This is a genomic window from Streptomyces sp. TRM68416, from assembly GCF_014596915.1.
In the GTDB taxonomy this organism is placed as follows: domain Bacteria; phylum Actinomycetota; class Actinomycetes; order Streptomycetales; family Streptomycetaceae; genus Streptomyces.
The window spans coordinates 132,675-158,309 of the sequence record NZ_JACVWU010000005.1; the positions used below are offsets into that span (position 1 = coordinate 132,675).

A 25,635-nucleotide genomic window follows, 5' to 3' on the forward strand; every position below is an offset into this window, starting at 1 on the left:
CTAGCGGAAAAGAGAGAGGTAAATCCAATGGCTGGACCCCAGCGCCGCGGTGGCGGTGCCGGTGGCGGCGAGCGGCGGGACCGGAAGGGCCGTGACGGCGGCGCAGCTGCCGCCGAGAAGACCGCGTACGTTGAGCGCGTTGTCGCGATCAACCGCGTCGCCAAGGTTGTGAAGGGTGGTCGTCGCTTCAGCTTCACCGCGCTGGTCGTGGTGGGCGACGGTGACGGCACCGTGGGTGTCGGTTACGGCAAGGCCAAGGAGGTGCCGGCCGCCATCGCCAAGGGCGTTGAGGAGGCCAAGAAGCACTTCTTCAAGGTCCCCCGTATCCAGGGCACCATCCCGCACCCCATCCAGGGTGAGAAGGCTGCCGGCGTCGTTCTCCTCAAGCCGGCTTCGCCGGGTACCGGTGTGATCGCCGGTGGCCCCGTGCGTGCCGTGCTGGAGTGCGCCGGTATCCACGACGTGCTGTCGAAGTCGCTCGGCTCCGACAACGCGATCAACATCGTGCACGCGACCGTGGAGGCCCTGAAGGGCCTGCAGCGTCCCGAGGAGATCGCGGCCCGCCGCGGTCTGCCGCTCGAGGACGTCGCTCCCGCGGCTCTGCTGCGTGCGCGTGCCGGGGCGGGTGCGTAATCATGGCGCAGCTCAAGATTACGCAGGTCAAGTCCTACATCGGCAGCAAGCAGAACCACCGTGACACCCTGCGCTCCCTTGGTCTCAAGGGCATCAACACGCAGGTCGTCAAGGAGGACCGCCCCGAGTTCCGCGGCATGGTGCACACCGTCCGCCACCTCGTGACGGTCGAGGAGGTCGACTGATCATGGCGGAGAACAACCCGCTCAAGATCCACAACCTCCGTCCGGCCCCCGGCGCCAAGACCGCCAAGACCCGTGTCGGTCGTGGTGAGGCGTCGAAGGGTAAGACGGCCGGTCGTGGTACCAAGGGCACGAAGGCCCGTTACCAGGTTCCGGAGCGCTTCGAGGGTGGGCAGATGCCCCTCCACATGCGCCTCCCGAAGCTGAAGGGCTTCAAGAACCCGTTCAAGACCGAGTACCAGGTCGTGAACCTCGACAAGCTGGCCGCGCTCTACCCCGAGGGTGGCGAGGTCACGGTCGAGGGTCTGGTGGCCAAGGGTGCCGTGCGCAAGAACAGCCTCGTCAAGGTCCTCGGCCAGGGCGAGATCTCCGTGGCGCTGCAGGTGACGGTCGACGCCGTCTCCGGCTCCGCCAAGGAGAAGATCACCGCCGCCGGCGGTACCGTCACCGAGCTCGTCTGAACACAGCAGGCGTCTCGATGACTTGAGCGATCCCGACCGGGGATACCCCACAAATGGGGTATCCCCGGTTGGTCGTTCCTAGGGTGGCAGTCTCGCGGGTAAGGTGGCCTGCACTGCCAACTTTTACTGAGTGCCTCACATGCGGCACTCTGAGCGGCAGTTGACCGTTACTTAATCGTCGAACCTCAAGACCGTCACCCTTGACGCAGTAGCGCGGGGGTCGCAGGAGGCACCGTGCTCACCGCGTTCGCCCGGGCGTTCAAGACGCCCGACCTGCGCAAGAAGCTGCTCTTCACGCTGGGCATCATCGTCGTGTACCGGGTCGGTACGCACATCCCGATCCCCGGCGTCGACTACACGTCCGTCCAGCAGTGCGTCGACGAGGCGTCCGCGAACCAGGGCCCCCTCGGCTTGATCAACATGTTCAGCGGCGGGGCGCTGCTGCAGATCACGGTTTTCGCGCTGGGCATCATGCCGTACATCACGGCGAGCATCATCCTGCAGCTGCTGACCGTGGTGATCCCGCGCCTGGAGGCCCTGAAGAAGGAGGGCCAGTCCGGTACGGCGAAGATCACGCAGTACACGCGTTACCTGACGGTGGCGCTCGCCGTGCTGCAGGGCACCGGCCTCGTCGCCACCGCCCGCAGCGGCGCCCTCTTCTCCGGCTGCACGGTCGCCGGCCAGGTCGTCCCGGACCGTTCGATCTTCGTCACCGTCACCATGGTCATCACCATGACCGCCGGTACGGCCCTCGTCATGTGGCTCGGTGAGCTCATCACCGACCGCGGCATCGGCAACGGCATGTCGATCCTGATGTTCATCTCGATCGCCGCGACCTTCCCGTCCGCGCTGTGGGCCATCAAGCAGGAGGGCACGCTGGCCGACGGCTGGATCGAGTTCGGCACCGTCATGGCCGTCGGATTCGTCATGGTCGGCCTGGTCGTCTTCGTCGAGCAGGCCCAGCGCCGCATCCCCGTGCAGTACGCGAAGCGCATGATCGGCCGCCGTTCCTACGGGGGTACGTCCACCTACATCCCGTTGAAGGTGAACCAGGCAGGTGTGATTCCTGTCATCTTCGCGTCGTCGCTGCTCTACATCCCGGCCCTGATCGCGCAGTTCTCCAGCGGCACTTCGGGCTGGAAATCCTGGATCGAAGCGAACCTCACCACGGGCAATCACCCGATTTACATCACTGTGTACTTCTTGCTCATCGTGTTCTTCGCGTTCTTCTACGTGGCGATCTCGTTCAACCCCGAGGACGTCGCCGACAACATGAAGAAGTATGGTGGCTTCATCCCGGGCATCCGGGCTGGCCGTCCGACCGCTGAGTACCTGAGCTATGTGCTCAACCGGATCACCTGGCCGGGTTCGCTGTATCTGGGTCTGATCGCTCTCGTCCCGACGATTGCGTTGGCCGGTTTCGGCGCCAACGAGAACTTCCCGTTCGGTGGCACCAGCATCCTCATCATCGTGGGTGTGGGTCTGGAGACCGTGAAGCAGATCGAGAGCCAGCTCCAGCAGCGCAATTACGAAGGGTTCCTCCGCTGATGCGAATCGTCCTCGTCGGGCCGCCGGGCGCCGGTAAGGGAACGCAGGCCGCGTTCCTCGCCAAGAACCTGTCGATCCCGCACATCTCCACGGGCGACCTGTTCCGCGCGAACATCAGCCAGGGCACAGGGCTCGGGCTGCGTGCGAAGTCCTACATGGACGCGGGACAGCTGGTGCCCGACGAGGTCACCATCGGCATGGCGCGCGATCGTATGCAGCAGCCGGACGCGGCCGGGGGCTTCCTCCTCGACGGCTTCCCGCGAAACGTCGCCCAGGCGGAAGCGCTCGACGAGATGCTGCGTGAAGCGGACATGAAGATCGACGCGGTGCTGGACCTGGAGGTCCCCGAGGAGGAAGTCGTCAAGCGGATCGCCGGTCGGCGGATCTGCCGCAACGACTCGGCGCACGTGTTCCACGTCACGTACAACCCGCCCGCGGCGGAGGGCGTGTGCGGTGTGTGCGGTGGTGAGCTCTACCAGCGTGATGACGACACTGAGGACACGGTGCGCCGGCGGCTGGAGGTCTACCACACGCAGACCGAGCCGATCATCGACTACTACAAGGCCCAGGGCCTTGTGACCACGGTCTCCGCGATGGGGAAGGTGACGGACGTCACGAAGCGGGCCTTGTCGGCGCTGCCCGGTTCGTAACAGCTTGCAAAGCAAGGCAGCGGCCCCCGGCGGGGGCCGCTGCCTTGCTTCTTGGGGACCCCGAAAGCGCTCTGCCGAGGAGGTATGGCCATCAAGCTCGAACAGTTGCCACGGTCCGACGATTCCACCGAGCGGGCGCAGCCGTCGTTGCTCCGCCGGAGGAGTCGCAGCCTGGCGGTCGCCGCGGTCGCCGTGGTCGCCGCAGTCATCGGGGTGTTGTTGGCCCTGACGGGTGGTGGCCCGGAAGAGCAGTCCGAGGCCTCGGGTGTGGTGGCCCGTCCGGACCAGTCCCCGCCGCGCGAGCTGGTAGCCGCAGGGCAGGTCGCCGTCTCGGCGTACTACACGACGAAGCTCGTGCAGCAGCCGGACGGGGATGCGGTGAACGCGCGTGAGTGGAGTCTGTACAACGCCGCGACCAAGCGGTACGAGAAGACCGACTGGGCCTGGCTCGATGTCGCTCCCGGGATGAAGACGGCCGCGGTGCTGGAGGGCGATCTGCCCGTCAACCGCATAGGCCTGATGAATCTGTCGACAGGCAAGGTCCAGCGCTGGATCGAGGTCGACAAGGGCGTTGGCGGTGTGCAGTTCTCGCCGGACGGCGAGCGCCTGGTGGCGACGACGTACAGCCACAACCCGGACGGCTTCTTCCAAGACGCGCCGGTGCATGTAGAGGGCGCGTCGGAGGGTGGCGATGGTCAGGAGATGCCGGGGCCAAAGCAGAGCCGTACCGGCTTCTATGTCATCGATGTCGACTCCGGCCAGGCGGAATTCAGTGAGCGGCCGGCCAAGAAGGACAGTCTTGCGGCCATGGCCGGCACCGGGCGTCAGGACTTTAGCTGGAGCCGTGACGGCGAGATGCTGTGGGAGCAGAGGCTCGACCAGCCAGGCAGGAACTACTACGACGTGAACGGCAGGCTGAAGTCGCTTCCGCAGCAGAAGACTGATCTGATCCTTCCGCCGGTGGCTACGTCCCCGGACGGAAAACTTGTGACTGGCGGCTTCGCGGGGGGTAGGGACGGCCAGATCGTTTCCGAGGTTCTGGACGCGAAGACCGGCAAGCGAAGCGCAGTCGTACCCGGACAGCAGCTTCTCGCGTGGGCGGACAACACCCACCTCATCGCCTGGCGGTGTGACCCCAGCCAGTGCCAACCCGGCAAGGGTGAGTTCCGCAACCAGCTGGTCCTGGTCAGCCTGGACGGCGACAAGGTGACACCGCTCTCGGGCTTCCGTAAAGCCGAAGTCGACTACGTCGGCCGCTGGACCCCGGTCTTCACCAAGCGCTGACCGCTCTGCGGTCCCAGGCGGATGTGCACCTGGGACGCGCCACACCAAGAGCTCCGACCGGTGCAGACGAATTGATTGATCGTCTGCACCGGCCGGAGCTTCTGGGCAGAGGTGCGGCGTGCGCACACATCGTCACACTGTCGAGGTCTCCGTAGACCTCAAATCTCTCGGTGCCAAACGGGCCTACTCGTCGAAGTACCAGTCCGAGCGGACGCAGGAGCCGGTGCCGTGCCAGCAGATGGCCAGACCATGCGCGATGTTGCCTATCATGTCGTAGCCATTGTTGGACCGGTCGCAGCCAGCGTCTCCACCGTCGTCTTCCTTGATGACCTGAACCAGACCGGTGCCAGTGCTGTTGAGTCGCTCCAAGTACCCCGTGACGCCGTAGCCGTCAGCCCGCTTGTCGCAGACCGTGATGTCGTCACCATCGTCGTTGAACGTCACCGTGCCCCGGTTGCCGTACCAGAGGGGCCCCTCGTCGCCGGCCATGGCGGGCGAGGCTGCGGTAAGGCCGATCAGAGCGGTGGCGGCACCGGCCACGGCTATGCGGGACAGAGTTTTCTTGGTCACTTGTACCCCGTTTCTGTGTTTCTGGCGACCGTGTATCCGGTCCGGAGCGTAGGGAACTGCGTGCTGGCTCCCGGCATCGCCAGGTGGTAACTGCGAGGCTAGAGTGGCTGGTTAGGTTCGTCAACGACTTTTGTTGCTGAGGGTGCCGGTGCGGCTACAGTCATGCTGACCCTGGCAGGCCGACCGGAGGCCGGCTGCGCGAGGCCTGTCCGGGGTGGCCGTCCCCCCGGCTTCGGCTGGCGTGGGGTGGGGGTGTGCCGACTCCGCCCTTATGGTTGAAGTAGTCCCCCTAATTCAGCCCGAGAAAGGCGCCCGTCCCCATGGTGCAGATCAAGTCCCCGCAGCAGATCGCCAGGATGCGCGAGGCGGGGCTGGTCGTTGCCGCCATCCACGCCGCCACGCGCGAGGCGGCGGTGCCGGGGGCGACCACCAAGGACCTGGACGAGGTCGCGCGCAAGGTGATCGCGGAGCACGGGGCGAAGTCGAACTTCCTCGGCTACGGCGGCTTCCCGGCGACGATCTGCACCTCCGTGAACGAGGTCGTCGTCCACGGCATCCCCTCCGACGAGGTCGTGCTGAAGGACGGCGACATCATCTCCATCGACGCCGGCGCGATCATCGACGGCTGGCACGGGGACGCCGCCTACACGGCCTTCGTGGGCTCCGGCCACGCTCCGGAGCTGATCGAGCTCTCCCGGGTGACCGAGGAGTCGATGTGGGCCGGCATCGCGGCGATGAAGCAGGGCAACCGGCTCGTCGACATCTCCCGCGCGATCGAGACCTACATCCGCCGCCAGCCCAAGGTGGGCGGCGGCCGGTACGGGATCATCGAGGACTACGGCGGCCACGGCATCGGCACCGAGATGCACATGGACCCGCACCTGCTGAACTACGTCGAGCGGCGCCGGGGCAAGGGCCCCAAGCTGGTCCCCGGCTTCTGTCTCGCCATCGAGCCGATGGTCTCGCTGGGCACCCCCAAGACCGAGGTGCTCGAGGACGACTGGACGGTCGTCACGACCGACGGCACGTGGTCGTCCCACTGGGAGCACAGTGTCGCCCTGACCGAACAGGGTCCTCTCGTGCTGACGGCTCCCGACGGCGGTAAGGCGAAGCTCGCCGAGTACGGCGTCACCGCCGCCCCCGACCCGCTCGCTTAATGATCTTCGGCATGGGGCAGACTTCCTCGATTCGTCTTTCCGGGTGCGCTGACGTAGACTGACTCGTCGGCTCTTGTGTACCCGCATGCCTGCATGCGTCCGCACAGAGTCGATCAAGGTAGTCGATTCGAAGGGCGAAGCGTGGCCAAGAAGCAAGGTGCCATCGAGATCGAGGGCACTGTCGTCGAGTCTCTGCCGAACGCCATGTTCAAGGTCGAGCTCCAGAACGGCCACCAGGTCCTGGCACACATCAGCGGCAAGATGCGCATGCACTACATCCGCATCCTCCCTGACGACCGGGTCGTGGTGGAGCTGTCTCCGTACGACCTGACGCGTGGCCGGATCGTCTACCGCTACAAGTAGATCTTGCCCGCGCCCCGGGCTTCCCGTGGCGATGGCACTGACCCGGAGAACCTCACCCCATGAAGGTCAAGCCGAGCGTCAAGAAGATCTGCGACAAGTGCAGGGTGATCCGCCGTCACGGTCGGGTCATGGTCATCTGCGAGAACCCGCGCCACAAGCAGCGCCAGGGCTGATCGCAGGCCATTTCCCTCTGCACCTCCATCGCAGAGATTCGCGCGACGCGAGCTGAATATGTTCATACGCAGGATCCAGGCCGGACGAGCGTCTGCCTGACACCCCCGGCTCGGAGGCCGGGGACCCAGTTCGTACCTGGTACGGCGGCTGGGAGCAGATTCTGCGGAAGACCTCCGAAGATCACCAGGAGCCATTGAATGGCACGCGTTTCCGGTGTTGACATCCCGCGCGACAAGCGCGTGGAGGTCGCCCTCACCTACGTGTTCGGCATCGGCCGGACCCTCTCCCAGGCGACGCTGGCTGCGACCGGTGTCGACCCGAACACCCGCGTCCGCGACCTCTCCGAGGAGCAGCTCGTCGCGATCCGCGAGTACGTCGACAACAACATCAAGACCGAGGGTGACCTCCGTCGCGAGATCCAGGCCGACATCCGCCGCAAGGTCGAGATCGGCTGCTACCAGGGTCTCCGTCACCGTCGTGGTCTGCCCGTCCGCGGTCAGCGCACCAGCACGAACGCCCGTACCCGCAAGGGCCCGCGTCGCGCCATCGCCGGCAAGAAGAAGCCGGGCAAGAAGTAGTCCGCAGCGGACTCGCCGTCCAGCGGTCTTCGCTGTAGGACCGACCACCTCCCGTAGGAGTTATAGATGCCCCCCAAGGGTCGTCAGGGCGCTGCCAAGAAGGTGCGCCGCAAGGAAAAGAAGAACGTCGCTCACGGCCACGCGCACATCAAGAGCACGTTCAACAACACGATCGTCTCGATCACGGACCCGTCCGGCAACGTGATCTCCTGGGCCTCCGCCGGCCACGTCGGCTTCAAGGGCTCCCGGAAGTCCACGCCGTTCGCCGCGCAGATGGCCGCCGAGTCGGCTGCCCGCCGCGCCCAGGAGCACGGCATGCGCAAGGTCGACGTGTTCGTGAAGGGCCCGGGCTCCGGTCGCGAGACCGCGATCCGTTCGCTCCAGGCCACGGGTCTTGAGGTCGGCTCCATCCAGGACGTCACCCCGACCCCGCACAACGGCTGCCGTCCGCCGAAGCGCCGCCGCGTCTGACGTACGGCTGCTTGGTCTGAGGTTTTCGGGCGGTACGGCTCTTCGGAGTCGTATCGCCCGTACCCTTGTAACAAATCAGGGCGTCAAATAGCGGGCGCCCCTGACAGAAGGAACGCAACATGCTGATCGCTCAGCGTCCCTCGTTGACCGAAGAGGTCGTCGACGAGTTCCGCTCCCGGTTCGTGATCGAGCCGCTGGAGCCGGGCTTCGGCTACACCCTCGGCAACTCCCTCCGCCGTACCCTCCTCTCCTCGATCCCCGGCGCCGCTGTCACCAGCATCCGGATCGACGGCGTGCTGCACGAGTTCACCACCGTGCCGGGCGTCAAGGAGGACGTCACCGACCTGATCCTCAACATCAAGCAGCTGGTCGTCTCCTCGGAGCACGACGAGCCGGTCGTGATGTACCTGCGCAAGCAGGGCCCGGGTCTGGTCACCGCCGCCGACATCGCGCCCCCGGCCGGTGTCGAGGTGCACAACCCCGACCTCGTCCTCGCCACGCTCAACGGCAAGGGCAAGCTGGAGATGGAGCTGACCGTCGAGCGCGGTCGCGGTTACGTCTCCGCCGTGCAGAACAAGCAGGTGGGCCAGGAGATCGGCCGTATCCCGGTCGACTCCATCTACTCGCCGGTTCTCAAGGTCACGTACAAGGTCGAGGCCACGCGTGTCGAGCAGCGCACCGACTTCGACAAGCTGATCGTCGACGTCGAGACCAAGCAGGCGATGCGTCCCCGTGACGCCATGGCCTCCGCCGGTAAGACGCTGGTCGAGCTGTTCGGTCTCGCCCGCGAGCTGAACATCGACGCCGAGGGCATCGACATGGGCCCGTCCCCCACGGACGCCGCCCTTGCCGCGGACCTCGCGCTGCCGATCGAGGAGCTGGAGCTCACGGTCCGCTCCTACAACTGCCTCAAGCGTGAGGGCATCCACTCCGTGGGTGAGCTCGTTGCCCGCTCGGAGGCGGACCTGCTCGACATTCGCAACTTCGGTGCGAAGTCGATCGACGAGGTCAAGGCGAAGCTGGCGGGTATGGGTCTGGCGCTCAAGGACTCGCCTCCCGGGTTCGACCCGACCGCCGCGGCGGACGCCTTCGGGGCGGACGACGACGCGGACGCCGGTTTCGTGGAGACCGAGCAGTACTGATTCGGCTGCCGGTCCGTCGTGGCCGGTCGCGCAGTTCCCCGCGCCCCTTTGGGGCGCGGACCCTTCCGGAGTCCGAAAGAACCCCGGATCTCCGACGGGCGACCGCCCGCTCGGATACTGACCCCGGTACCTGATACGGCCGGGGCAGACACCTAGGAGAAACACCATGCCGAAGCCCACCAAGGGTGCCCGTCTGGGCGGCAGCGCCGCGCACGAGAAGCTGCTCCTCGCGAACCTCGCGAAGAGCCTCTTCGAGCACGGTCGTATCACCACCACCGAGGCGAAGGCCCGCCGCCTGCGCCCGTACGCCGAGCGTCTGGTCACCAAGGCGAAGAAGGGCGACCTTCACAACCGCCGCCAGGTGCTCCAGGTCATCACGGACAAGAGCGTCGTCCACACGCTCTTCACCGAGATCGGCCCGCGCTACGAGAACCGCCCGGGTGGCTACACCCGTATCACCAAGATCGGTAACCGTCGTGGCGACAACGCGCCCATGGCTGTCATCGAGCTGGTCGAGGCGCTGACCGTCGCGCAGGAGGCCACCGGCGAGGCCGAGGCCGCCACCAAGCGTGCGGTCAAGGAGGCCGAGGAGACCAAGGTCGACGTGACCAAGGCCGACGAGGCTGCCGAGGCTCCGGCCGAGGAGTCGAAGGACGCCTGACCTGGCGTTTTCGCGTCGGGCCCGCCCCTTGGGGCGGGCCCGTTTCGCGTTTCCTGAGAGGATTCAGGCGTGAGTGACGAAGTACAGCCCGGTGACGTCCGTGTCCGCCTCGACCTGTCCTACGACGGGACCGATTTCTCCGGCTGGGCCAAGCAGGCCGGCGGGCGGCGGACCGTGCAGGGCGAGATCGAGGACGCGCTGCGGACGGTGACGCGGTCGGGGGAGACGACGTACGAGCTGACCGTGGCCGGGCGTACCGACGCCGGGGTGCACGCGCGGGGGCAGGTGGCCCATGTCGACCTGCCCGAGCCGCTCTGGGCCGAGCACCGGGAGAAGCTGCTGAAGCGGCTCGCCGGGCGGCTGCCCCGGGATGTGCGGGTGTGGTCGCTCACCGAGGCGCCGGCGGGGTTCAACGCGCGGTTCGCGGCCCTGTGGCGGCGCTATGTCTACCGGGTCTGCGACCGGCCCGGGGGAGTGGATCCGCTGCTGCGCAACCATGTGCTGTGGCACGACTGGGAGTTGGACGTCTCCGTGATGGACGCGGCCGCCAAGTCGCTGGTCGGCGAGCACGACTTCGCGGCGTACGCGAAGAAGCGCGAGGGCGCGACGACGATCCGCGAGATCTTCGACTTCGGGGTGCGCCGGAACCTGGACGGTGTCGTGGAGATCGAGGTCCGTGCCGACGCCTTCTGCCACAACCAGGTGCGGTCCATGGTGGGCGCGCTGCTGTTCGTCGGCGACGGCCACCGGGGCGTGGAGTGGCCGCGCAAGGTGCTGGACGCGCGGGTCCGGGACAGCGCCGTCCATGTCGTACGGCCGCACGGGCTGACGCTGGAGGAGGTCGCCTATCCGGCGGACGAGCTGCTGGCGGAGCGCCAGCGGCAGGCCCGGCGGAAGCGGGCCTGAGCACGGTCGCCTGTCGGAGATCCGGGAGCAGCCCCGAAGGGGCGCTCCCGGAAGGGGCGCGGGGAACCGCGCGACCAGGCCACGGACGGGTCCGCGGGCGACCGACGACACGTCCCGGCACTGCCAGCGGAGCGCTCAGGCCTAGCTGAGGACCTCTTCCAGGGCGGGCTTGAGGAAGGGCTTCAGGGACTTCGCGTACGACGACGTGATGTGGCTGTTGTCGAAGTAGACGATCTGGTCGCCGATGACCGCCGGGCAGACGTCCTCCGCGCAGAACGCGGGCGTCGTGTCGATGATCTCCGCGCCGTACTTCTCGGCCACCTCCCGCTCCATGGCACGGAACTCCGTGTACTCCAGCGCCTGCCACTGCTTGCGGTTGCAGGGCGTGATGTTGTCGATGTGCGTGGCGAGGCAGTCGGGGACGTTCTGGCCGGGCTGCGGGGTGTCCGTCATGTAGACGAGCCGGGCGCCGGTCTCCTTGAACACCTCGAACGCGGTCTCGGCGCCCTTGCGTTCCGCCTCCCGGCGCGCGCGGTCGGTGATGACGAGGACGTCGGGCTTGATCTTCTTCAGCTCGGCGAAGGCCGACTCGCGCCAGCTGTCGCACTCGGTGTATCCGCGGTTCATGTCGGGATAGACGATGTGGTAGACCTGCGGCGAGCAGCCGCCCTTGGCCATGGTCACCACCCGCACCCCGAGTTCCCTGCCGATCTCGTGGTAGACGTCGTTCCACTGCCAGGCGTGGGAGTCCCCCATGAGGACGAGGGTCTTCTCGCCGCCCGGGTCGCCGATGACGCAGGCGTCGCGCATCACGAACTTCTTGACCTCGAAGTCGTCGATGCAGCCGTGCCGGGAGGAGTTCTCCGGCGCTTTCTCCAGCGCGCCCTGCACGGTCGCGGACAACTCCGTGCGGTACACGGCGTTCTTGACCGACGTCGGGTCGGTGAACCCGACCGCGAGTGTGCTCGACGAGTTCGAGGTCGCCAGGTTCAGCGGCACGATCGCGGCGAGGGCCATCGCGCCGGCCGTGCTGCCGGTGATGAATCCGCCGGTGAAGACGCCCTTCCAGGGGCGGGCCACCCACTGCACGTTCTTCTTGAACCTGCGCTCGACGGCGTAGTGCAGGAGGACGGCCAGCAGGAACGACAGGACGGCGACCCGCAGCCGGTCCTGGAAGGCGAACTCCCGGTCGATCATGGACGGCCAGAGCACCAGCAGCGGCCAGTGGAAGAGGTACCAGCCGTAGCTGGCGTTGCCGATGAAGTCCAGGACGGGGTTGTCCAGCAGCCGCTCCGCGCCGAACCCGGGGTTGGCGCAGCCGCCGGCGATGACCATGACCGTTCCGATGACCGGGCCGGCGACGGCGTAGCCCGGCAGTGGCGTCTCGTCGGTGATGAGCATCGCGGTGACCAGCACCGTGGCGAGCCCCAGCCAGGAGATCGCCGCGGCCACGCCGCGGTTCATCCGGGAGGCGAGGGGTGCGGCGAGCGCCAGCAGGACGCCGCAGGTGATCTCCCAGATCCGGGTGTGGGTGCTGAAGTACGCGAGCGGCTGGTTCTCGGGCGTCTGCGACCAGCCCAGATAGAACGACCCGCCGATGACGGCCATCAGGAACAGCGCCACCAGAGCCCGGTTGCGGAAGATCTTGCGGCTGATCCAGACCATCACGACGAGGAGGATCGGGGCGGCGACGTAGAACTGCTCCTCGATGCTCAGCGACCAGAAGTGCTGGTACGGGGACTGCGAACCGTCGTTGGCGAAGTAGTCGGTGCCGGTCTCGACCAGGCGCCAGTTCATGAAGCTCAGCGAGGAGCTGAGGCCGTCGGCCACGTAGTCGCGGAACTTCAGCGGGCTGGCGTAGGTCCAGGACACGACGGCGGTGAGGACGATGACGATGGCCATGGGCGGGGCCAGCCGGCGGAAGCGGCGCGCCCAGAACTTGGTCAGCGACACCTTGCCGGTCTTCTCGATCTCGGCGAAGAGCTGGCCACCGATGAGGAAGCCGCTCAGCACGAAGCTCACGTCCACGCCACCGTGGATGTCGAGAATGCCGCAGTGCATGGCGACCACCATCATGATGGCGACGGCGCGCATGCCCTGGATGTCGGGCCGGTACGTGCGAAGACGCTCTGTGTTCTCGGCCCTTGAACGATGGCGGGACATGTCTCTCCAGTAACTGACTGCTGGTCAGGTTCGTGCGACGAGCAGGCGACTTCAGTGGACGCTGGGGCAGGCGACGGCCGAACCGCTGACGCGTACTCCCTGGGCGGGGATGCGGATTCCGCACGACAGCCGTAGCTGAGGGGGCAGTTCGTTGTCGGCGCCGATGTGCGCGTGGCAGCCCACGACCGTCTCGCGCAGCACGGTGCCGCTGCCGATGGCGGAGTCGTGGTCCACCACGGAGTCGTGGATCAGCGCGCCCTCGTCGACCGTGACGTCCGCGGCGACGATGGAGCGGTCGACGACCACGCGCGGGCCGATCACGGCACGCGGGCCGACCGTCGAGCCGCCCGTGACGCGGGCGGTCGGGTCGACGGTGGCCGTGGGGTGGATCAGGGCCTCGGCCGGCTGTGCCACGAGGGGCGAGGTCGCCCTGCCCGTGACCAGGTCGGCGGAGCCGTGGACGAAGGCCAGCGGGGTGCCCAGGTCACGCCAGTAGTCGTCCGTGGTGTGGCCGAACACGCGGCTGCCCTCGGCGACGAGCTGGGGGAAGGTCTCCTGCTCGACCGAGACCTCCCGGTCGGCCGGGATGGCGTCGAGCACCGAGCGGCGGAAGACGTAGCAGCCGGCGTTGATCTGGTCGGTGACGCACTCCTCGGCGGTCTTCGGCTTCTCCAGGAAGGACAGGACGCGGCCGGACCCGTCCGTCGGCACGAGACCGAAGGCGCGCGGGTCGGCCACCCGCGTCAGGTGCAGCGTCACGTCCGCGTCCCGCGCCCGGTGCCGCTCCAGGACCTCGCGCAGGTCGAGGCCGGAGAGGATGTCGCCGTTGAGGACGAGGACGGGGGCGTCCGCCGAACCGCCGCGCAGCAGTCGCGCGGCGTTGCGGATCGCGCCGCCCGTGCCGAGCGGGACCTCCTCGACGGCGTAGGAGATCTCCAGGTTCTGGGAGAAGTCCTTGAACTCGTCCTCGAAGAGCCCGGCGAGATAGGAGGTGGCGAACACGACGTGTTCGACTCCGGCATCCATCAGCTTGGCTATCTGGTGCCGGATGAAGGAGGAGCCCGCGACGCCGAGCAGCGGCTTCGGGGTGTGGTTCGTCAGGGGGCGCAGGCGAGTTCCCTTGCCGCCCACCAAGATGATGGCTTCTTGCACGATGGCCTCGCTCGGTCAGTTGGTGGTCTGGGTGCCAGGGCCTGCGTACGCGGAGTTGAAGCAGGACTTGATGGCCTTCTCGGTGAGGGGGCGCCCGGCGAAGTCGAGCCGGGAGGCGACCTTGTCGTCGGGCGCGTCGTTCGGGTCGTCGTCGAACCAGATCGACCACCAGTAGACGCCCTGCATCTTCCGTTCCTGGACGACCTGGCAGGCGGCCTTGTACCAGTTGGCCTGCACCTTCGGGTTGACGGCGTTCTTGGTGTAGAAGTCGCCGGGCGCGTGGTAGGCGCCGTTCATGGCGCCGATGCCGGTCTCGGAGATGGTGATGTTCGGCAGCGGACCGGTGGCCTTCTTGTCCAGCCAGTCGTTCCAGCCGTCGACCAGGGTCTGTACGGGTGCGGTGTCCGCGACCTTGACGGGGAAGTAGGCGTCGACGCCGAGGTGGCTGACCGGCATGTTGATCCGGCCGGAGACGTAGTTGTCCCAGTTGGCGTCGTAGGCGACCTCGCCGGAGAAGGTCTTCTCGGCGGAGGCGACCAGAGCCGCCCAGCCCGGGTCGCCCTCCATGGAGTTGAGCTCGGTGGCGATCACGAAGGTGGTCGCCTCAGCCCTCTCGGCGGCCTTGAGGTAGGGGGTGAGGAACCCCTCGTAGGAGGTGAACCAGGCGGAGCGGGAGGCGGGTTCGATGTTGCCGCGCCAGCCGGCCGGCGGGTTCAGCGCGGCCTCGTCCATGATCGGGCGGAGCGTGGTGCGGAAACCGGCGTCCTTGAACACCTTCAGCACCCGCTGCAGGCGTTCCGGGGACGGGGTCTTGGCGCCGGCCGTCAGCACGTTGGACGTCGTGCCCTCGGTGAAGAAGGGGAACGACACCGACACCGAGTTCGCGCCCAGGCCGATGAGGTACTCGGCGTGCTTGCGCGCCTGCTTCTCGATGAACGTGTCGGAGCGCTTGTCCTTCTCCTCCTCCCAGTAGAACTGCACGCCCCACTGCGGCATGCCCTTCTTCCAGGGCTTGGCGACCTGGAGGGCGTCGGTGCCGGAGGGCTGGGGCGCGGTGGACGCGGGCGGGCTGACGCCGGGGTCCTCGGTGGTGGGGGTGGCGGATTCCACGGGGTCGCCCGTGACGATTCTGGGCAGCGCCGAGCCGGACTCCCAGCGCACCGGGTGGTCGCCGAGGACGAAGGGGGTGCCGAGCACGAGGGTGAGGACGGCCACCGGAAAAATGGCAAGCAAAGGCAGTCGTGAACGCATGTCAGTTGTCTTCCGGACGGTCAGGCGGGCTTGGCGATCACGACGAACTTGTTCTCCTCGCGGCGGACGAACCGCAGGAAGCCCTTGAAACCGCCGAGGCCCTCCATGATCGAGAAGACGGGGATGAGCGCGATCACCACGATCGGCTCCCACCACTTGCGGCGGCCGCTGACCGACGCGAGTGCGTTCAGCCGCAGCCCCTCCCAGTAGGTCCAGATGACATAGGCGAAGTTGAGGGCCCACAGGATGACCACGGACTGGGTCGCGGGCGAGGTGTTCATGTCGTTCATGAGCCAGCCGACGAGGAGCACGGCGGCGATGTGCTGGAGCGGGCCGAGGATCCAGGTGGCCACGCAGATCGACAGGAACCAGCGGTAGCGCCAGGGCACGGCCTTGTTGCAGCAGAGCGCCACCAGACCCCAGGCCCAGCGGTCGCGCTGCTTGACGAAGTCCTCCGCGGTGGCGGGGGAGGCGCCGTAGCAGCGGCCGTTGAACCAGTCGCTGCGGCCCGGGTACATACGGCAGAAGGTGAGGGCGAGGCGGGCGTCCTCGACGATCTCCTTGGGGCCGAAGTCCCAGCCGATCTCGGCCTCGATGGACGCGCGCAGCACCAGCAGCTCGCCGTGCACGCCGGCGGCCGGGGTGCCCATGCCGGTCAGCGCGCGGAAGCGGGCGATGTCGTCGGCGGGGCGCACCGCGTCGGCGAGCCAGGTGAACATGTTGACCGCGTTCTCACGGGGATACGTGAGGATGCCCTGGGCCATGTGCTTGGCCTCGTCCGGGTGGGCGCGGCGCTGGCGGTTGATGAACTGGGCGAGCGAGGAGGCGGTGTCGGGGCCGACGCCGGTGTCGTCGTCCATGTGCAGCACCCAGACGTAGTCGAGGGCCTCGCCCTCCGCGATGCGCAGTTCGTGGGCGTAGTGGTTGGCGCGGGCCTTGAAGCGGGTGCCGTTCGCCGGGACGTAGTCCTTGGGGACCGTGATCACCCGGATCAGCGGGTGGGAGTCGGCGAGGCGGTCGATGTCCGCCGCCGCCTCGCAGCCCTCCTCGGTGAGGATGTCGACGCGCATGTACGGGAACCACTCCGGCATGTGCTCGACGTACGACAGGACCGAGCGCTCCAGGGCCGGGTAGGTGTCGTTGCGCCCGATGGTCGGGCAGAGGACGATCATGAAGTCCTGCTCGACCGGCGCGGGCGGGGTCATCCGGTCGATCCTGCGGACCCGGCGCCGGATCAGCAGGGCGCCCTGGATGCCCACGAGGACACCGACCACCGGCAGGGACCAGACGACGGTCAGGGCCCAGCTGAGCGGTGACGAGCTGGGTCGGTAGGTCCAGAGCCCGAAGGTGACGAGCAGGACGAAGGGCAGAAGGAAGGGCAGGATGCCCGGTTTCCAGGACGCGGTGCGCTGGGCCAGCTTGGCGTTGTGCCGCGAATGCGGCGCACCCCCGTCGACCAATGTCGTAGCCATGACGACTGCGGTTCTCCCGTGAGATCGGTTGCGCGTTGAGGCAGCACTGATCTCTGCCGGGGCGCGACGGCGCACCACGGCACACTCAATCTGGGAATCGTGTGCCCCCCCAACGCCTTCATCGGCGTTATCGGCCACCCACCAGTCAGAAGCCCCCCCAGGCGCCCAAACCACTGGCCGAACAGGAGAACGATACTTGCATGTGTGCACGGCACATGGAAGCGTCGTGAGGGGCTTGTGTTCAGAAGTTAACCAACTGAAGTGTTGTGCCGTGATCGTACGTGGGGAGCGGTACGTCCGTTTCGCGTCGTTCTTGGCGTCCTTGTGCCGCGCGCTACCCGTTGGCGGCGGCCGACGCCTGGGCCTCGCCCCGACGGTGTATCTGGCGGCGGGCGAACTCACGGATGTCGTCGCCGGCCGAGAAGACCTTCGTGTCCTTCTCCGTCACGTCCTTGCCGCTGGTGAAACCGGCGACCGTGAAGTAGGCGTAGCGGCCGTAGGAATTGCGGGTGGAGCGGCAGACGGCGGCGTTGCAGAAGTCCTTCACGCCCTTGCCGGACAGCGACTTCACGATGCTCTTGTCGTCCGTCTCGCTCTGCGCCTTCGCCGCGTCGGCCGCGGTGTCGAAGACGGCCACGCCGACCGTGACCGCGACGCCGTCCCTGGCGTACGTGACACGTATCAGGCTGGTGCAGCCATGGGCGTCGAGCACCTTCGGCAGGGTCTTCAGCGCGGCCGAGGAGCAGTCCTTCGTCTCGGCCGTGGCGCCCTTCTTGTAGAGCGTCGTGCCCATGGTCAGCTGCGTACCCGGAAAGAGGGTGTCCGCGGTGAGCGGTGCCGTGTCCTTGTTCTTGCTGGAGATGAAGTCCATCGGATCCAGCGGGGGCGGCGCGCTCGTCGGCTCGAACGACGGCTCCGCGGAGGCGGACTCGCTCGGGATGTCGGCGGTCGCCGGCAGCTGGGCCGTCGGCTTGTTCGAGGCGTCGTCGCCGCCGTTCGCGGACACCACGGCCACGGCCACGGCGGCCGCCACCCCGACGGTGGCCAGTGCGCCGCCGCCGACGAACAGCAGCCGACGTCGCTTGTGACGGGACTCGGACGCCTCGGCGAGCGCGGCCCAGTCCGGGGTCTGGCTGTCGCCGCCGCTGTTCCACGGCTGCTGCGAATGCGGTTTCCAGGGGTCCCACTGGGACTGGGGTCCCCCCTGCTGCCCGAAGCTCATGGGCCGCATCTTAGACGGGGTCCGGGGTGCACCGGTCCGCCTCAACAGCCGCTGCCGCCCCTGCCGTTCGGCCGATGAGTGGACGAAAAGCGACATCTCCGGGTGCTTGGTGCGACCTGGGACCGGGTGTCTGCGGGTGCTCGTGAGCGTCGGCGGCCGGCTCTACGGTGATCCGCGCCTCCTCTTGTGTGCGGGGCGCCGCACTCGCCGTCGCCGCCCGGGCCGCTGCCGGGCCGTGGGGGGCCGTCGTTTTGACCCGGCCGTGGCGCCCCAGGTATTCTGCCTCTTCGTTGTGTATTGGCTTGCTCATTCTCACGGGACGGGCCCTTACACCGGTCCACCGGGCCGATGACCAGCGACCAGCAAGCGGTTTGCGTCAACCGCAGTGCGGTCAGGGCTGTCGTGATCGTTTCGGTGACCTGTTCAGGACCATTCACTCGAAGCGAAGGCTACGAACCGTGCGTACGTACAGCCCCAAGCCCGGCGATGTGACGCGCCAGTGGCACGTCATTGACGCTCAGGACGTCGTCCTGGGCCGTCTCGCCACCACTGCCGCCACCCTTCTCCGGGGCAAGCACAAGCCGATCTACGCGCCGCACGTCGACGCTGGTGACTTCGTCATCATCATCAACGCCGACAAGGTGCACCTGTCCGGCAACAAGCGGACCCAGAAGATGGCGTACCGCCACTCCGGCTACCCGGGTGGTCTGCGCTCCGTCCGTTACGACGAGCTCCTCGACAAGAACCCCGAGAAGGCCATCGAGAAGGCCGTCAAGGGCATGCTCCCCAAGAACTCCCTGGGCCGTCAGATGCTCTCGAAGCTGAAGGTCTACAAGGGTGACCAGCACCCGCACGGCGCGCAGCAGCCGCAGCCGTACGAGATCACCCAGGTCGCGCAGTAAGTCCGGCCACCCCCTAAGACTGAACAGAATCTGAGGAGAATCGTGGCCGAGACCACTGCCGAGCAGCCGCTCGAAGAGCTTGACATCGACAGCTACACCACCGAGTCCGAGGTTCCGGTGGAGGGCGAGTACACCTCCGAGTCCCTCGCCTCGCGCTTCGGTGAGCCCCAGCCGGCCGCCGGCCTGGGCCGTCGCAAGAACGCCATCGCCCGCGTCCGGATCGTCCCGGGCACCGGCAAGTGGAAGATCAACGGTCGCACCCTTGAGGACTACTTCCCCAACAAGGTGCACCAGCAGGAAGTCAACGAGCCGTTCAAGGTCCTGGAGCTCGAGGGCCGCTACGACGTCGTCGCCCGCATCGCCGGTGGCGGTGTCTCCGGCCAGGCCGGCGCGCTGCGTCTCGGTGTCGCCCGTGCGCTGAACGAGGCCGACGTCGACAACAACCGCGGCCCGCTGAAGAAGGCCGGCTTCCTCAAGCGCGACGACCGTGCGGTCGAGCGCAAGAAGGCCGGTCTGAAGAAGGCCCGCAAGGCTCCGCAGTACAGCAAGCGCTAAGCTTCGCTGCCTGCAAGCTCGTACTCGCGACTTCAGCAGTACGTCCGGACGCCCCGGCGGCACGCCACAGTGCCGCCGGGGCGTTCGTTTATCGCGGCCGCGGGCGTATAACGGCACAAGACGTTCAAAGGCTTGTGCGATCGGGTGATCTTGGACGATCTCCGAAGATGATCTCGAAAGTGACGCTTCAGCGGCTTCAGCAGCTTTATTGGCTTCATCGGCTTCATCGGCTTCATCGGCTTCATTCGCTTCATCAGGAGGACAAGTGGGACGACTCTTCGGCACGGACGGCGTGCGCGGTGTCGCCAACGCGGATCTGACGGCCGAGATGGCGCTCGGTCTGTCGGTCGCGGCGGCCCACGTGCTGGCCGAGGCGGGTTCCTTCGAGGGCCACCGGCCGACCGCGGTCGTCGGACGGGATCCGCGTGCGTCCGGGGAGTTCCTGGAAGCCGCCGTGGTCGCCGGTCTGGCGAGCGCGGGCGTCGACGTGCTGCGGGTCGGCGTGCTGCCCACGCCCGCCGTCGCCTACCTCACCGGCGCGCTCGGCGCCGACCTGGGCGTCATGCTCTCCGCCAGCCACAACGCCATGCCCGACAACGGCATCAAGTTCCTCGCGCGCGGCGGGCACAAGCTCGACGACGCGCTGGAGGAGCGCATCGAGGCCGTCTACGAGGAGCACCGGCGCGGTGAGCCCTGGGAGCGGCCGACCGGCGCCGGTGTCGGCCGGGTCCGGGACTACGACGAGGGCTTCGACAAGTACATCGCCCACCTCGTCGCCGTCCTGCCCAACCGGCTCGACGGGCTGAAGATCGTCCTCGACGAGGCGCACGGCGCCGCCGCACGGGTCTCGCCGGAGGCGTTCTCGCGGGCCGGTGCCGAGATCGTCACGATCGGCGCCTCGCCCGACGGGCTCAACATCAACGACGGCTGCGGGTCGACCCACCTCGACCTGCTGAAGGCCGCCGTCGTCGAGCACGGCGCGCACTTCGGCATCGCGCACGACGGTGACGCCGACCGCTGCCTCGCCGTCGACCACACCGGCGCCGAGGTGGACGGCGACCAGATCATGGCCGTCCTCGCGCTGGCGATGCGCGAGCGGTCCGCCCTGCGGGCCGGGACCGTGGTGGCCACCGTGATGTCCAACCTCGGCTTCAAGCTGGCGATGGAGCGGGAGGGGCTCAAGCTCGTCCAGACGGCGGTCGGCGACCGGTACGTGCTGGAGGAGATGAAGGAGCACGGCTACGCGCTCGGCGGCGAGCAGTCCGGGCACGTGATCATCCTCGACCACGCGACGACCGGCGACGGCACGCTGACCGGGCTGATGCTGGCCGCCCGGGTCGCGGAGACCGGACGGTCGCTGCGCGAGCTGGCCTCCGTGATGGAGCGGCTGCCGCAGGTGCTGATCAACGTGCCCGACGTGGACAAGTCGCGGGTCTCCACCTCCGCGGAGTTGACGTCCGCCGTCGCCGAGGCGGAGCGGGAGCTGGGGTCCACCGGACGGGTGCTGCTGCGGTCCTCCGGGACCGAGCCGCTGGTCCGCGTGATGGTCGAGGCGGCCGATATCGATCAGGCTCGGGCTGTTGCCGGGCGGCTGGCCGATGTCGTGAAGTCGGCGCTCGGCTGAGCGTCTGCGGGGAGCTGTTGTCGGCCGGCCGCGGCGTTCGTCGTGGTCTATCGCACAGTTCCCCGCGCCCCTGGGGGCTACAGCTTGCGCAGGCTCAAACGTTGGACCTTGTGGTCCGGGCCCTTCCGGAGGACCAGGGTGGCCCGGCCCCGGGTGGGGGCGACGTTCTCCACGAGGTTGGGCTTGTTGATCGTGCGCCAGGTCGTCCGGGCGTAGTCGAGGGCCTCCTCCTCGGAGACCTGCGTGTACTTGCGGAAGTACGAGGACGGGTTCTGGAAGGCCGTCGCGCGCAGCTTCTTGAAGCGGTTGAGGTACCAGCGCTCGATGTCCTCGGTGCGGGCGTCGACGTACACGCTGAAGTCGAAGTAGTCGGCGAGGCCGACGCGGGTGCGGCCGTCCTTGCCGGGCAGCGCGGGCTGGAGGACGTTGAGGCCCTCCACGATCAGGATGTCCGGGCGGCGGACCACGAGCCTCTGGTCGGGGACGATGTCGTAGATGAGGTGCGAGTAGACGGGGGCCGTCACCTCGGCCTTGCCGGCCTTGATGTCGGCGACGAAGCGGGTCAGGGCGCGGCGGTCGTAGGACTCGGGGAAGCCCTTCCTCGACATCAGGCCGCGGGCCTGGAGCTCCTTGGTGGGGAGCAGGAAGCCGTCCGTGGTGACCAGCTCGACGCGCGGGTGCTCGGGCCAACGGGAGAGCAGGGCCTGGAGCAGGCGGGCGACCGTGGACTTGCCCACGGCGACCGAGCCGGCGACTCCTATGACGAAGGGGGTGCCGGCCTGGGAGCCCTGTTCGCCCAGGAAGGTGTTCAGGGCGCCGCGCAGGCCGTCGGTGGCGCCGACGTAGAGATTGAGGAGACGGGAGAGCGGGAGGTAGATGTCCCGCACCTCGTCCAGGTCGATGACGTCGCCCAGGCCGCGCAGCTTCTCCACCTCCTCGGCGGTCAGCGGCAGCGGCGTCTTCTCACGCAGCGCGCTCCACTCTGAGCGGGTGAGGTCGACGTAGGGAGTCGCCTCCGGCCTGTGCCGGTGGGCGCTCCGGGGCATCGAGGAGACCGGAGAGATCACAGTCCATTGTTACGGGCGTACGAACAGACCGTGAGGTGGGATCCGTCACGCGTCGACGAGGTCGTGCGCGGAGGGTGCGTATCGCCGTGGGAATTTCCGAATTCGGGCACGCTACGGCCTGTTCGGCGGGGCCAACAACCGTAGGCTGCCGGTCATGTGCGGAATCGTGGGATACGTGGGGTCGCAGTCGGCGCTCGATGTCGTGACGGCCGGGCTGAAGCGACTGGAGTACCGGGGATACGACTCGGCGGGCGTCGCCGTGCTCGCGGACGGCGGGCTGGCCGCCGCGAAGAAGGCCGGCAAGCTCGTCAACCTGGAGAAGGAACTGGTCGACCGGCCGCTGCCGACCGGTTCGACGGGCATCGGGCACACCCGGTGGGCGACGCACGGCGGGCCGACCGACGCCAACGCCCATCCTCATCTGGACAACGCCGGGCGCGTGGCCGTCGTCCACAACGGCATCATCGAGAACTTCGCGCTGCTGCGGGCCGAACTGGAGGAGCGGGGGCACACCCTGGCCTCCGAGACCGACACCGAGGTGGTCGGGCATCTGCTCGCCGAGGAGTTCTCCGCGACGGGGGACCTCGCGGAGGCGATGCGCCTGGTGTGCCGCCGACTGGAGGGCGCGTTCACGCTGGTCGCGGTGCACGCGGACGAGCCCGGCGTGGTCGTGGGCGCGCGCCGCAACTCGCCGCTGGTGGTGGGCGTGGGCGAGGGGGAGGCCTTCCTCGCCTCCGACGTCGCCGCGTTCATCGCCCACACCCGGTCCGCGATCGAGCTGGGCCAGGACCAGGTGGTGGAGCTGCGCCGGGACGGCGTGACGGTCACCGGCTTCGACGGGCGTCCGGCGGACGTACGGCCGTACCACGTCGACTGGGACGCCTCGGCGGCCGAGAAGGGCGGCTACGACTACTTCATGCTCAAGGAGATCGCCGAGCAGCCCAAGGCGGTCGCCGACACCCTGCTGGGCCGCATCGACGCGGGCGGCTCGCTGACCCTGGACGAGGTGCGGATCCCCGACGGGGTGCTGCGGGAGGTCGACAAGGTCGTCGTCGTGGCGTGCGGTACGGCCTTCCACGCCGGGCTGATCGCCAAGTACGCCATCGAGCACTGGACGCGGATCCCCTGCGAGGTGGAGCTGGCGAGCGAGTTCCGGTACCGGGACCCGATCCTGGACCCGCGGACCCTGGTGATCGCGATCTCCCAGTCCGGCGAGACCATGGACACGCTCATGGCACTGCGGCACGCCCGTGAGCAGGGCGCCCGGGTGCTGGCGATCTGCAACACCAACGGGTCGACCATCCCGCGCGAGTCCGACGCCGTGCTGTACACGCACGCCGGGCCCGAGGTCGCCGTCGCCTCGACCAAGGCGTTCCTGACCCAGCTCGTCGCCTGCTACCTGGTCGCCCTGTACCTGGGCCAGGTGCGCGGCACCAAGTGGGGGGACGAGATCCGGGCCGTCATCCGGGACCTGGCCGAGATCTCCGGCGAGGTCGAGCGGGTCCTGGAGACGATGAAACCGGTACGGGAGCTGGCGCGGTCCCTCGCCGACAAGAACACGGTGCTCTTCCTCGGGCGGCACGTCGGCTACCCGGTGGCGCTGGAGGGCGCGCTCAAGCTCAAGGAGCTCGCCTACATGCACGCCGAGGGCTTCGCGGCGGGCGAGCTGAAGCACGGGCCGATCGCGCTGATCGAGGACGACCTGCCGGTGGTGGTGGTCGTGCCGTCACCGCGGGGGCGGTCGGTGCTGCACGACAAGATCGTGTCCAACATCCAGGAGATCCGGGCCCGCGGTGCGCGCACGATCGTGATCGCGGAGGAGGGCGACGAGGCCGTCGTGCCGTACGCCGACCATCTGATCCGGATCCCGGCCACGCCGACGCTGCTCCAGCCGCTGGTGGCGACGGTGCCGTTGCAGGTGTTCGCGTGCGAGCTGGCGACGGCCCGGGGCAACGAGGTGGACCAGCCGCGGAACCTGGCCAAGTCGGTGACGGTGGAGTAGCGCCCCTCTCAGTCCCGTACGTCCCGCCACGCCTCCCCGACCGCCTCCGCCACGTCCTGGGCGCTCGCCGGGGCACCGTCGGCGGCGTACCTGCCGGCCAGACCGTGCAGGTACGCCGCCGCGCTCCCCGCGTCCCGCGCCGACAGGCCCGCCGCCAGCAGGGAGCCCGCGAGGCCGGAGAGGACGTCGCCGCTGCCCGCGGTCGCCAGCCAGGACGTGCCGGTGGCGTTCACCCGCACCGGGGCCGACGCGTCCGCCACCAGGGTCGTGGAGCCCTTGAGCAGCACCGTCGCCCCGTACCGGGCCGCGAGTTCCCGCACCGCCGTCAGCCGGGCGCCCTCGACCTCCTCCCGCGCCACCCCGAGCAGCGCCGCCGCCTCCCCGGCGTGCGGGGTCATCAGGGTCGGCGCGGTCCGTGCGCGTACGGCGTCCCGGTCGGCGAGGCGCAGTCCGTCCGCGTCCACCAGCACCGGTACGTCCGCCTCCACCACCTCCGCCACGGTCGCCGCGTCGTCCCCGGCGCCCGGTCCGACCACCCAGGCCTGCACCCGGCCGGCCTTCCTCGGGCCCCGGTCCGACACCAGCGTCTCGGGGAAGCGGGCGATGACCGCGTCCGCGGCCGGGCCGACGTAGCGCACCGCGCCCGCGCCGCCGCGCAGCGCGCCCGCCACGGCGAGGACGGCGGCGCCCGGGTAGCGGGCGGACCCGGCGGCGATGCCGACGACACCGCGCCGGTACTTGTCGCTCTCCGGCGCCGGGACCGGCAGCAGCCGGGCCACGTCCGCGTGCTGGAGGGCCTCCAGGTCGGCCGCGGCGGGCAGCTCCAGGCCGATGTCGACCAGCCGGACCGTACCCGCGTACTCCCGTGCCGGATCGATCAGCAGCCCCGGCTTGTGCGTCCCGAAGGTGACCGTGAGGTCGGCGCGGACCACGGCGCCCCGCACCTGGCCGGTGTCGACGTCGACCCCGCTCGGCAGGTCCACGGCGACGACGGCGGCCCGGGAGCGCTCGGCCGCCGCCGCGAGCGGCACCGCCTCCGCCCGCAGCCCGCCCTTGCCGCCGATCCCCACGATGCCGTCGACCACCAGGTCGGCCCGGTCGATCAGCGCCTCGGCGCCGGCCGCGCCGGTGACCGTGCCGCCGGCCCGGCGCAGCGCGGCGAGCCCCGCGGTGTGCGCCCGCTCGGGGCTGAGTAGCACCGCCGTGACGCCCGCGCCGCGCCGGGCCAGCCGGGCACCGGCGTACAGGGCGTCCCCGCCGTTGTCGCCGCTGCCGACCAGCAGGACGACCCTGCTGCCGTACACCCGCCCGAGCAGGTCCGCGCAGGCCGCGGCGAGCCCGGCGGCGGCCCGCTGCATCAGGGCCCCCTCCGGCAGCCGTGCCATCAGCTCCCGCTCGGCCGCCCTGACCTTTTCCACGCTGTACGCAGTACGCATGACGACGAG

26 protein-coding genes are annotated in these 25,635 nt (G+C 68.6%); 18 read left to right on the plus strand and 8 right to left on the minus strand.

Going from position 1 to position 25,635, the window contains the following annotated elements:
- Window positions 1-27: 27 nt before the first annotated feature.
- The 6 genes from rpsE (at window position 28) to ICC28_RS10460 (ending at window position 4,758) form a co-directional block, all read left to right on the plus strand.
- On the plus strand, window positions 28-633 hold the full coding sequence (gene rpsE, locus ICC28_RS10435; RefSeq protein WP_009190144.1) for a 30S ribosomal protein S5: 606 nt from the start codon (window positions 28-30) through the stop codon (window positions 631-633).
- 2 nt (window positions 634-635) lie between these two features.
- Window positions 636-818 carry a 50S ribosomal protein L30 gene (gene rpmD, locus ICC28_RS10440; protein ID WP_003974250.1) on the plus strand — a complete coding sequence of 61 codons (183 nt, stop codon included), beginning with the start codon at window positions 636-638 and terminating at the stop codon, window positions 816-818.
- Window positions 819-820: 2 nt separating this feature from the next.
- Window positions 821-1,276, plus strand: a complete 456-nt coding sequence (gene rplO / locus ICC28_RS10445; RefSeq protein ID WP_067018996.1) for a 50S ribosomal protein L15 — start codon at window positions 821-823, stop codon at window positions 1,274-1,276.
- 234 nt (window positions 1,277-1,510) lie between these two features.
- Window positions 1,511-2,824 carry a preprotein translocase subunit SecY gene (gene secY / locus ICC28_RS10450; RefSeq protein WP_188288185.1) on the plus strand — a complete coding sequence of 438 codons (1,314 nt, stop codon included), beginning with the start codon at window positions 1,511-1,513 and terminating at the stop codon, window positions 2,822-2,824.
- Window positions 2,824-3,474, plus strand: coding sequence for an adenylate kinase (locus tag ICC28_RS10455; RefSeq protein WP_188288186.1), 651 nt, complete (start codon window positions 2,824-2,826; stop codon window positions 3,472-3,474). The genes secY and ICC28_RS10455 overlap by 1 nt, the downstream gene beginning before the upstream one ends.
- Before the next feature lie 84 nt (window positions 3,475-3,558).
- Complete coding sequence (locus tag ICC28_RS10460; protein ID WP_223188641.1) at window positions 3,559-4,758, plus strand: hypothetical protein; 1,200 nt, start codon at window positions 3,559-3,561, stop codon at window positions 4,756-4,758.
- 183 nt (window positions 4,759-4,941) lie between these two features.
- Here the strand turns inward: ICC28_RS10460 and ICC28_RS10465 are convergent, their stop codons facing one another.
- A complete protein-coding gene (locus ICC28_RS10465) occupies window positions 4,942-5,328 on the minus strand; it encodes a hypothetical protein (protein ID WP_188288187.1) in 387 nt (128 codons plus the stop codon).
- Between the two features lie 320 nt (window positions 5,329-5,648).
- Between ICC28_RS10465 and map the strand changes: the two genes are divergently transcribed.
- The 8 genes from map (at window position 5,649) to truA (ending at window position 10,780) form a co-directional block, all read left to right on the plus strand.
- Window positions 5,649-6,485, plus strand: a complete 837-nt coding sequence (gene map / locus ICC28_RS10470; RefSeq protein WP_188288188.1) for a type I methionyl aminopeptidase — start codon at window positions 5,649-5,651, stop codon at window positions 6,483-6,485.
- A gap of 141 nt (window positions 6,486-6,626) precedes the next feature.
- Window positions 6,627-6,848 carry a translation initiation factor IF-1 gene (infA, locus tag ICC28_RS10475; RefSeq protein WP_003948620.1) on the plus strand — a complete coding sequence of 74 codons (222 nt, stop codon included), beginning with the start codon at window positions 6,627-6,629 and terminating at the stop codon, window positions 6,846-6,848.
- A 59-nt stretch (window positions 6,849-6,907) separates the two neighbouring features.
- Window positions 6,908-7,021, plus strand: a complete 114-nt coding sequence (rpmJ, locus tag ICC28_RS10480) for a 50S ribosomal protein L36 (RefSeq protein ID WP_003998809.1) — start codon at window positions 6,908-6,910, stop codon at window positions 7,019-7,021.
- A 198-nt stretch (window positions 7,022-7,219) separates the two neighbouring features.
- Window positions 7,220-7,600, plus strand: a complete 381-nt coding sequence (rpsM, locus tag ICC28_RS10485; protein ID WP_015658452.1) for a 30S ribosomal protein S13 — start codon at window positions 7,220-7,222, stop codon at window positions 7,598-7,600.
- A 66-nt stretch (window positions 7,601-7,666) separates the two neighbouring features.
- Window positions 7,667-8,071 carry a 30S ribosomal protein S11 gene (gene rpsK / locus ICC28_RS10490; RefSeq protein WP_003956432.1) on the plus strand — a complete coding sequence of 135 codons (405 nt, stop codon included), beginning with the start codon at window positions 7,667-7,669 and terminating at the stop codon, window positions 8,069-8,071.
- A 119-nt stretch (window positions 8,072-8,190) separates the two neighbouring features.
- Window positions 8,191-9,213 carry a DNA-directed RNA polymerase subunit alpha gene (locus ICC28_RS10495; RefSeq protein ID WP_003966937.1) on the plus strand — a complete coding sequence of 341 codons (1,023 nt, stop codon included), beginning with the start codon at window positions 8,191-8,193 and terminating at the stop codon, window positions 9,211-9,213.
- Window positions 9,214-9,379: 166 nt separating this feature from the next.
- Entirely contained in the window at window positions 9,380-9,874 is a 495-nt protein-coding gene (gene rplQ, locus ICC28_RS10500; RefSeq protein WP_188288189.1) for a 50S ribosomal protein L17, read from the plus strand.
- 69 nt (window positions 9,875-9,943) lie between these two features.
- A complete protein-coding gene (truA, locus tag ICC28_RS10505) occupies window positions 9,944-10,780 on the plus strand; it encodes a tRNA pseudouridine(38-40) synthase TruA (protein ID WP_188288190.1) in 837 nt (278 codons plus the stop codon).
- 141 nt (window positions 10,781-10,921) lie between these two features.
- Here truA and ICC28_RS10510 read toward each other — a convergent pair whose 3' ends face one another.
- The 5 genes from ICC28_RS10510 to ICC28_RS10530 all read right to left on the minus strand — a co-directional run bounded on the left by ICC28_RS10510 (window position 10,922) and on the right by ICC28_RS10530 (window position 18,040).
- Window positions 10,922-12,874, minus strand: coding sequence for an acyltransferase family protein (locus ICC28_RS10510; protein WP_262928462.1), 1,953 nt, complete (start codon window positions 12,872-12,874; stop codon window positions 10,922-10,924).
- A 120-nt stretch (window positions 12,875-12,994) separates the two neighbouring features.
- Entirely contained in the window at window positions 12,995-14,095 is a 1,101-nt protein-coding gene (locus tag ICC28_RS10515; RefSeq protein WP_188288192.1) for a sugar phosphate nucleotidyltransferase, read from the minus strand.
- 15 nt (window positions 14,096-14,110) lie between these two features.
- Window positions 14,111-15,310: a glycoside hydrolase family 113 gene (locus ICC28_RS10520; protein ID WP_317453989.1), complete on the minus strand. Its 1,200-nt coding sequence runs from the start codon at window positions 15,308-15,310 to the stop codon at window positions 14,111-14,113.
- Window positions 15,311-15,366: 56 nt separating this feature from the next.
- A complete protein-coding gene (locus tag ICC28_RS10525; RefSeq protein WP_188288193.1) occupies window positions 15,367-16,818 on the minus strand; it encodes a glycosyltransferase family 2 protein in 1,452 nt (483 codons plus the stop codon).
- Between the two features lie 334 nt (window positions 16,819-17,152).
- Entirely contained in the window at window positions 17,153-18,040 is an 888-nt protein-coding gene (locus ICC28_RS10530; protein WP_188288194.1) for a hypothetical protein, read from the minus strand.
- 458 nt (window positions 18,041-18,498) lie between these two features.
- Between ICC28_RS10530 and rplM the strand changes: the two genes are divergently transcribed.
- The 3 genes from rplM to glmM all read left to right on the plus strand — a co-directional run bounded on the left by rplM (window position 18,499) and on the right by glmM (window position 21,121).
- Window positions 18,499-18,942, plus strand: a complete 444-nt coding sequence (rplM, locus tag ICC28_RS10535) for a 50S ribosomal protein L13 (RefSeq protein ID WP_003998796.1) — start codon at window positions 18,499-18,501, stop codon at window positions 18,940-18,942.
- Window positions 18,943-18,984: 42 nt separating this feature from the next.
- Window positions 18,985-19,497: a 30S ribosomal protein S9 gene (gene rpsI / locus ICC28_RS10540; protein WP_019754544.1), complete on the plus strand. Its 513-nt coding sequence runs from the start codon at window positions 18,985-18,987 to the stop codon at window positions 19,495-19,497.
- A gap of 265 nt (window positions 19,498-19,762) precedes the next feature.
- Window positions 19,763-21,121, plus strand: coding sequence for a phosphoglucosamine mutase (gene glmM, locus ICC28_RS10545; protein WP_188288195.1), 1,359 nt, complete (start codon window positions 19,763-19,765; stop codon window positions 21,119-21,121).
- A gap of 77 nt (window positions 21,122-21,198) precedes the next feature.
- Here glmM and coaA read toward each other — a convergent pair whose 3' ends face one another.
- A complete protein-coding gene (gene coaA / locus ICC28_RS10550) occupies window positions 21,199-22,167 on the minus strand; it encodes a type I pantothenate kinase (protein ID WP_188288420.1) in 969 nt (322 codons plus the stop codon).
- Window positions 22,168-22,342: 175 nt separating this feature from the next.
- On the opposite strand from coaA, the gene glmS reads away from it, so the two are divergent.
- Window positions 22,343-24,190, plus strand: a complete 1,848-nt coding sequence (gene glmS, locus ICC28_RS10555; RefSeq protein ID WP_188288196.1) for a glutamine--fructose-6-phosphate transaminase (isomerizing) — start codon at window positions 22,343-22,345, stop codon at window positions 24,188-24,190.
- A gap of 8 nt (window positions 24,191-24,198) precedes the next feature.
- On the opposite strand, the gene ICC28_RS10560 is transcribed toward glmS, so the two are convergent.
- Window positions 24,199-25,626 carry an NAD(P)H-hydrate dehydratase gene (locus tag ICC28_RS10560; RefSeq protein WP_188288197.1) on the minus strand — a complete coding sequence of 476 codons (1,428 nt, stop codon included), beginning with the start codon at window positions 25,624-25,626 and terminating at the stop codon, window positions 24,199-24,201.
- Window positions 25,627-25,635 lie beyond the last annotated feature (9 nt).

What these genes read in the sequence shown, in the direction of transcription:
- rpsM (WP_015658452.1), top strand. Translation starts at nt 7,220, where the DNA reads ATGGCACGCGTTTCCGGTGTTGACATCCCGCGCGACAAGCGCGTGGAG.
- rpsE (WP_009190144.1), top strand. Translation starts at nt 28, where the DNA reads ATGGCTGGACCCCAGCGCCGCGGTGGCGGTGCCGGTGGCGGCGAGCGG.
- ICC28_RS10455 (WP_188288186.1), top strand. Translation starts at nt 2,824, where the DNA reads ATGCGAATCGTCCTCGTCGGGCCGCCGGGCGCCGGTAAGGGAACGCAG.
- ICC28_RS10560 (WP_188288197.1), bottom strand. Translation starts at nt 25,626, where the DNA reads ATGCGTACTGCGTACAGCGTGGAAAAGGTCAGGGCGGCCGAGCGGGAG.
- ICC28_RS10530 (WP_188288194.1), bottom strand. Translation starts at nt 18,040, where the DNA reads ATGAGCTTCGGGCAGCAGGGGGGACCCCAGTCCCAGTGGGACCCCTGG.
- ICC28_RS10460 (WP_223188641.1), top strand. Translation starts at nt 3,559, where the DNA reads ATGGCCATCAAGCTCGAACAGTTGCCACGGTCCGACGATTCCACCGAG.
- rpmJ (WP_003998809.1), top strand. Translation starts at nt 6,908, where the DNA reads ATGAAGGTCAAGCCGAGCGTCAAGAAGATCTGCGACAAGTGCAGGGTG.
- coaA (WP_188288420.1), bottom strand. Translation starts at nt 22,167, where the DNA reads ATGCCCCGGAGCGCCCACCGGCACAGGCCGGAGGCGACTCCCTACGTC.
- ICC28_RS10510 (WP_262928462.1), bottom strand. Translation starts at nt 12,874, where the DNA reads ATGCGCGCCGTCGCCATCATGATGGTGGTCGCCATGCACTGCGGCATT.
- rpsK (WP_003956432.1), top strand. Translation starts at nt 7,667, where the DNA reads ATGCCCCCCAAGGGTCGTCAGGGCGCTGCCAAGAAGGTGCGCCGCAAG.
- rpmD (WP_003974250.1), top strand. Translation starts at nt 636, where the DNA reads ATGGCGCAGCTCAAGATTACGCAGGTCAAGTCCTACATCGGCAGCAAG.
- rplQ (WP_188288189.1), top strand. Translation starts at nt 9,380, where the DNA reads ATGCCGAAGCCCACCAAGGGTGCCCGTCTGGGCGGCAGCGCCGCGCAC.
- ICC28_RS10525 (WP_188288193.1), bottom strand. Translation starts at nt 16,818, where the DNA reads ATGGCTACGACATTGGTCGACGGGGGTGCGCCGCATTCGCGGCACAAC.
- ICC28_RS10495 (WP_003966937.1), top strand. Translation starts at nt 8,191, where the DNA reads ATGCTGATCGCTCAGCGTCCCTCGTTGACCGAAGAGGTCGTCGACGAG.
- map (WP_188288188.1), top strand. Translation starts at nt 5,649, where the DNA reads ATGGTGCAGATCAAGTCCCCGCAGCAGATCGCCAGGATGCGCGAGGCG.
- rplO (WP_067018996.1), top strand. Translation starts at nt 821, where the DNA reads ATGGCGGAGAACAACCCGCTCAAGATCCACAACCTCCGTCCGGCCCCC.
- glmS (WP_188288196.1), top strand. Translation starts at nt 22,343, where the DNA reads ATGTGCGGAATCGTGGGATACGTGGGGTCGCAGTCGGCGCTCGATGTC.